Annotated in this window: 4 protein-coding genes; all 4 read right to left on the bottom strand. The window is 43.7% G+C overall.

Translation table 11 applies throughout. From position 1 onward, the window contains the following. Window positions 1-735, bottom strand: a 735-nt coding sequence (locus ACT3RN_RS02545) for a contractile injection system protein, VgrG/Pvc8 family (protein ID WP_444518449.1), incomplete at its 3' end; no start/stop codon positions are given. Window positions 736-850: 115 nt separating this feature from the next. Next, window positions 851-1675: an OmpA family protein gene (locus ACT3RN_RS02540; RefSeq protein ID WP_444518448.1), complete on the bottom strand. Its 825-nt coding sequence runs from the start codon at window positions 1673-1675 to the stop codon at window positions 851-853. A gap of 103 nt (window positions 1676-1778) precedes the next feature. Continuing rightward, on the bottom strand, window positions 1779-2759 hold the full coding sequence (gene tagF / locus ACT3RN_RS02535) for a type VI secretion system-associated protein TagF (protein WP_192991873.1): 981 nt from the start codon (window positions 2757-2759) through the stop codon (window positions 1779-1781). Beyond that, window positions 2756-6799: a type VI secretion system membrane subunit TssM gene (gene tssM / locus ACT3RN_RS02530; protein WP_444518447.1), complete on the bottom strand. Its 4044-nt coding sequence runs from the start codon at window positions 6797-6799 to the stop codon at window positions 2756-2758. The genes tagF and tssM overlap by 4 nt, the downstream gene beginning before the upstream one ends. Window positions 6800-6884 lie beyond the last annotated feature (85 nt).

The following is a 6884-nucleotide window of genomic DNA, read 5'->3' as shown; positions in this document are numbered from 1 at the left end:
GTAGCGTAGCGCCCCGATATTTGCGCTAACACCATCGCTCTCGCTTGGATAGGCTGTAGTGATAACGAGCTTTGGCGGTGTATGTTCATCCGTTTGCTCATGTCGTAGATAGGCGGTTAGCCCTTGACGTGATAAACGCTCACAAATATGCGCCCAGTCACTGATTTGCCACTGGGTCATGCGTGCAGGTGTCCAGCTGGCGTCTTCACTATTACTATCATCGATGGTTTCTATCTCTAGAGTAGCAGTGCGTTCTGCCACCATTGATTGTACCGATAGGTTAGTGTCTATATGACAACGTGGATGCTGATGTAAGCGATAGGTAAGTGGTTGTGCGAGCAGACGATAATAGCCATAGCTACCATCGTGATCCAATTGATGCACGGCAGTCAGATATAGATGACGATAAGCTAGGCCGCTTGGGGTATCAAAGCTTAAGGTTAAGGTGCTACCGATTAAGTCAGTGAGCGGTGTAAAGGGAGGGTGGTGACGTTCATGAATATAGACTTGCAATACGTAAGTGTCGATACCATGCTGCTGATGTTGTTGATTTCCGTTGGGGTTTAACTGGGCGATGATATCGTTTTCACAAGATGCTTGCATCAGCTTATTTTGCCACGCTTGATGGGCACTGATGTCTTGCCGCGCACTTGGATAGAGGGCTTGTGTATTGCCCTCACTGGCATATAACCTATCAGGGTGCATGGGCAGCACGGTATTGGTCAAGCGTAACATGGTAGTGTTCCTATTCTTGGTACAATGGCATCATATTTCTTTGAGAGCTGACATTAAAAGATAAGTGTTTGTCTGCCATTATCATTACGTGTGGCAACGTTATTCGACGGTAATGTTATTCTTCGAGTGTAAATTCGATACGGCGGTTACGAGTACGCCCTTCTTCATTGTCATTGCTAGCGATAGGGTCTGCGTCTCCTTTACCTGTCGTACTGAGGCGTGTTGCATCGATGTTACGACCTATCAGATATTGCTTAACTGCTTCTGCACGATCGTTGGATAAGGCTAAGTTGGCAGTAGGGTTACCAACGTTATCTGTATGCCCAGTGATGGTGACTGGTTTATCACCGACCCGCTGTAATACGCCTGCCATGTCATCTAAGATACCAAGTCCCATGGGCGTAAGGTTGGCGCTACCAGATTCAAACTCCACAATACGATTGCCTAATGTCTCATCGATAAGGCGCTGCTCACCTTCTACAATGACCAGTTGATTGTCCAATTGATAGAGGTCGGTTAGGCGTGTAGAAATACGATTTTGGATTGCTTGTTTTTGTTCCAAGCTACTTACTTTGCCATGTAAGCTAATGGTTGTACCATGAATATCGATACGGCCCTGACTAATATTAGAGATGTCACTATCGATAATGGCGGTGGCTATCTGTTGCCAGTTGGTCGGTATACTGATATTCGACCGTACTTCGATCTCATCTCGGATGGTTTTATCGGGATATTGCGCCTTTAGCTTCTCTATAAGCTGCTGCTTGTCTGAGCTAGTCGCAACCACACCTTTGATGACGACAGGTACGTTTGGTGCCAAACCATCATTTTGTGCTGCAACAACAACTGCACTGATGGGCAGTGTTATAGCTGCCGCTAACAGCAGTTTTTTTGAGTGACCCGTTAGCTTGGAGTTTAGTATGTTAGAGAGGACCTTCATTCAAGTGCCTTTTTAATCTTAATAGTATTGAGCAATTATCAAATATAGGTGTCTGATATATAGCGATGACCGCCTATCGTAATATCATCTTTTTGATGCACGATTATTGTGCCAAAAACGTCTTCTTAAACAATTGCCTAGTATCATACAGGTAGAGGTTGTCTTGTAACAAGACTTTATTGAAACGAGTCAGTCCGATATCCTCATCGATATAACCTTGTGTCCAGTCACTATGAGAGATAACCACCCAATCTTCGGGATAGCTGTCTTCGCTCTCTGATATTTGACTCAGTATATGCCCATCAGGTTTTGTGAAGCTCAATAGTAAGCGATAGCAATTAGAAACACGGTAGAGATAAGTGTTCAGATAGAGCTGATGAGGTTGATAAAACCCACTGATCAAATCATGCCAAAAAGTTGCCATGTGTATGGAGTTTTCTCTATCAGAAGTGAGTGACCAACAGATAACTTTATTAAGACCTTGAAAGCCTTTGGCAAAAGTAGGCAAAAACAACAAGCCAGTGGCGATGATTTGCTGTATCAATTGTGATTTATCGATGTTCATCAATATGGCGATATCTTGCAAAGTAGAGGTATTGATAAAGTCGTAATAGTGAGTACTGGCATTATTATTGATCGTAATCTGGCTGTGGTTGAGGTAGTCCATCAACTCAGCATTGTCAGTTTTAGACTTAGCTATGCTAAGGATTTCATGAGTATCCTCCCAAATAGCAGCAGACTTAATGGGTAAATAATTCATCCAGCTTTTTGGCTTATCAACATACTGGACGCCAAAACCTATAATCGGATAGTTACGATAACTGCTATCATGACTAGGAATGAGAACACCGGTAATAATCTCATTGGATGTGGTGTTCACATGACTAAAGTTTAAAAAAGCTGTTTTGTTGGTTGTCGTCCTATCTACCAACCTATCGCTAAATAGTGTCTCTGAGCTGACTAGAGCTTTGCTGACCCACTCATCGATGGCATTGCTTTCAGGAATATGCGTGCGTGCCCGTACAAAATCGCCACGGGCAGGCAGTTTGCCAAAATATACTAAAGGTAAGGATTCAGGAGTCACGGCGTTGGCTCCTGTGTGTCAGTTGTGGTTGGGTTATTATCCGTTGTGGTAGTAGACGTGTCAGTCTGGCCGCTGTCACTATCACTATCACTATCATTGCCATCAGTCGTGGGTGTCAAGTTCAACGTGTTTGGTGCTGATGTTGGCTCCGTTGTACTATTATCTTCACTGCGTGGCGCAGTTGGGCTAGTTACTGGAGGCTCAGTTGATGTACCAGTGTTAGCTTCATTACTATCAGAGACCGGCATAGCAGAACGTGTCACGCCAAGAGCGATCACTTCATCAGGTAGCTTCATACCAGTAAATGGATTGCTTGCACGGCCTTGAGGGGTAGTGCCACCACTACCACTAATCAGTCTAAAGCGTACTGGAATAGTAATGCCATCACCTGACCATGCCATCTCAAAGATGTCATCGCCAAGTTCAGTGCGGCGAGCACTATTGATCATTCTTTCTACCCCAAAGCTTCCTGCTTCTTCAAACACAGTAAAGTCTCTACCATCATAATCTTTGGCTCGAATACTTGCTCCAGGCTGGCTACTTGGGTTGGGCCATACAAATGTTGTCCAAGCTTGTGTACCCATGCGATAGCGAAGCTGCTGACCGTCGACCACAATCGTATATTCAGTCAAGCCGCTAACTGGCAAAGGCATAATTTGGAATGTGGTTTGGTTGGCAGTGCCAGTAGTAGTACCAGTAGAGCCAGAACTACTGTTACCAGTGTAATTGGTAAAGTAGCGACCAAAATCAGCGACAAACTGCGGGTTAAGGCCTAGACCTGCACCGTTCCAAATCTTGCTCGATATCTGATCACCGCGACGAATGATAAAGGGTGATAGGGTTTCATTAACGAATCGTGCCACATAGCCATCTTCACCAAAGAACTGACCAATCTCTGCAGGTGTTGCCTCTAAGTTGGCATTTGCAGTGAACGGGTATTTTTTCTCTAGATTATCAAGGAAAGGCTTACGTACTTGCGCTTTCCATACCTTGTTAATTTCAGCCTTAGTTGGTGTCAGTAGCATATTGAATGAACGCGTTAGTGGCTCACTCAATAATGGGCGGACAAGTTTTTTAATTTCAGAGTTGGCTTGGCTAAGTATCTGCTCATCCAAAATTTGTAGCGACTTGGTCAACTCTGAGCCATCAGGACTGAGCGTCTGTGAAGCAAACAATAAAGCATCAGGACCGATATCATCACTACGCGCAATATTATTGAAGCGTGTTCTAACGTCACCTAGACTTGCTAAGTAATTGTCTAATAAAGACAAGTCTTGATTGTCCTCTCTGGGTACGACTAATGCATGTATGGATGAGAACTCTTGGGCAATCACACCTGATGGTGCTGCAGGAGTTGAGGTGTTACTAGTACCACCACTGTTACCCAAAGCTGCTTCTGCCTGTCGCAGTTCGGCTGGGCTCTGTCTCAATATGGTTTGCTTAAACCAATTGACAAATGAGCGTCGAGATTCACCACCATTTGCAGCAGCTGGAGTAGATGCTTTATTGTCCCACTGAGTCTGACGATCAACCGTTACAAACAGGGTTTTTAATGGTGAATCTGCCGCATTAGATAGCTGACTTAATAGCACTGCATGATCATCGAAACCCTTGCTATCACGAATATATACTTGTGATAAAAACCGTTTCCATTCGCTGATATATTCTTGTTTATAGCGGTTGACCAAGTATTGTCTTATTTGTTCAGGACTGCCTGTCAACGTAAGATCGTTTTGGCTACTGGTTGCTAGTACCCAATCATCTGCTACCACTCTAGTAGTGGCTGCTTTGTCGATCTCATCACTGACGAAAGAGTCCCATGCTTGTCTGGTAAAGGTGCCTGAAATAACGTGGCTACCGAGTAAGGTTTCATTGGCAGTATCTTGAGTGATTTGGGCGACTGTTACGGATGGAAAACGGGCAGAGGCACGCATTTTTATTTCAGAGTAGACCCGATCACGAGCAGGTTGCCCCTTGCTAACTTTTGACAGAGTATTGCGTGTGTTGTCTACCAGTCCCAAGTCGTTTTGAATAAGTGGGAAAGCAGGATCATCGACATGAGCCAGTGTGAAGCTCAAGATGCGCTCGGCTTGACGAATCATTTTGTCACGTGGCATATCCGCACGGTTAGATTCAAGCCAATTACGCCAAAAACGCGTCATCTGATCGCTCAAATGACTGGTTTCGAGATGTTCATGACTACTTAGCATCAGATAGGCTTTCAGAGCATTATAAGCATCTTCAACGTCTGTAGGGTCAGACTGGATATAAGCGTCATTAGAGACTTCTTCTTCAGCCGTATCGTCAGAGGCTTCTTCTGTACGCACTTCTAGCTGTGCCGCATTTGAATTTACCTCTGACAGAAACTGTTCGAGATTTTGTTTGGTAGGTGCCAACACAATAATATTAATACCGTTATAGTACTCAGCCAATAGCTTTTGTTTCAGCTTATCGCCCTGATACAGCCCAAAGCTTAGAGACAATGGTTTGTCTTCTTCGTAGCCTTCGAGTTGTTCTATACGGCTTTGCAAGATATCAAGTGATTCAAGCTGCGACTGCAGATCACCATTAGCATTTTTTTGTAGCTCGGCGACTTGTTGTAAGTCGGCGACAACGCGTTCAGTGAGTTGTTTATTATTGGTGTATGACCATGTCCACAGACCGGCAGCTGCACACAATGCAACCACGGCAGCGAGAGTTACAATCGCACGATGACCACGCTTATTACGGTTTTTGTGTTGTTTGACGAGATGCTTGTCTTTTAAGATGACTTTTGAAAATAAATCTTGTAAAAAATAAGGCTTGTCTGCAGATTCTTGCTGTGCATTGAGTGGTACAGCAGGTGGACGCAAATCGTAGTTTTGTACCATTTTCAGCGTCATTTGGCTGCTAACTTGCCCATCCTGTAAGGCACTGGTAAAGTAAAATCCGCGCAGGATTGGCTTAAACTGAAAAGGATTGTCTTCAAACAAAGCATGCATCAGCGTCCGTATCATCGGACGTAACGATTGAAACTCCATAGGAAACGTCATAAGACTGGGAGAGACAGTCCGCTGATGACGCAAAGACAGTTTGGTGGTACTTAAATCCTTCAGACCGTTGACCAATATACCAAAATGGTCTTCAAACACATCAGTAATATTTATATTGTCAGGGTCTTCAGGGTAGGGGATGGTTGCGCCCCATACTTGATTGCGCTCTTCTTGCTCATAGTCGTTAAAGAAATCACGGAAGCCTGAAACCAAATCCATCTTGGTAAATACTACATAAACAGGCGCATAGACCTCTAGTTGTTCGGTTAAGTCTTGGACACGACTGCGTAAATTTTTGGCCAAATCTAGTGCATAGTTTGGATCATTTTTGGTCAGCTCAGCGATACTAACAGCGATGATAATGCCATTAATAGGCGCTTTAGGTCGGTTCTTTTTAAGTAAACTTAAAAAAGACAGCCATTCTGAGCGATCGTCTTCATAGACAGAATAACGTCCAGCTGTATCAAGCAAAATCCCTTCGGTTGAAAAAAACCAATCACAGTTACGTGTACCACCAACCCCTTTTACAGACAGTTTATTGGTCTGATCCATAAATGGAAATTTTAAGCCGGAGTGTAGTACCGCTGAGCTTTTTCCTGCTGCTGGATTACCAATGACCATGTACCATGGCAGCTCGTATAATGCCGCTTTACCTGTTTGATCACCAAGTTTTGACTTGCGAATCGTCTTAATAGCGTCTTGCATTTGCTGACGTAATGCCTGCACCTCTTGGGTGTTTTCATCTTTTACTTTATTAGTAGCCTCTTTACTAGCACTTTCATTGGCATTGTCTTCTACCAGATCTGCCAGATCCTCTGATGCTTTTTTACGCTTTTTCCATAGATAGTAGGCGACAAAACCTAATACGATACATGCAATTAGGATACCGATAATCATGAAAAAGGTTTTAAGAGGGACATAGTCATATAACAAGACTAAGGCGACTATGATGCCCAAAGCTACTAGCACTCTTGGGTTATAGATAAGATGAAAAAACCTTGAAAACATGCGTGCTACCTAGTGTAATCTTAAGATAATAAAATGAGTGTCTACAACGATACTACTAATCAAAATGACGTCATCAAATTGATGT

Origin of the sequence: Psychrobacter sp. AOP5-GZ1-6 (assembly GCF_052376345.1) — a bacterium.
Lineage (GTDB): Bacteria > Pseudomonadota > Gammaproteobacteria > Pseudomonadales > Moraxellaceae > Psychrobacter.
Note: the sequence above shows the minus strand (reverse complement) of the source record. Positions and strands in the feature narration are given on the sequence as shown.

What these genes read in the sequence shown, in the direction of transcription:
- ACT3RN_RS02540 (WP_444518448.1), bottom strand. Translation starts at nt 1,675, where the DNA reads ATGAAGGTCCTCTCTAACATACTAAACTCCAAGCTAACGGGTCACTCA.
- tssM (WP_444518447.1), bottom strand. Translation starts at nt 6,799, where the DNA reads ATGTTTTCAAGGTTTTTTCATCTTATCTATAACCCAAGAGTGCTAGTA.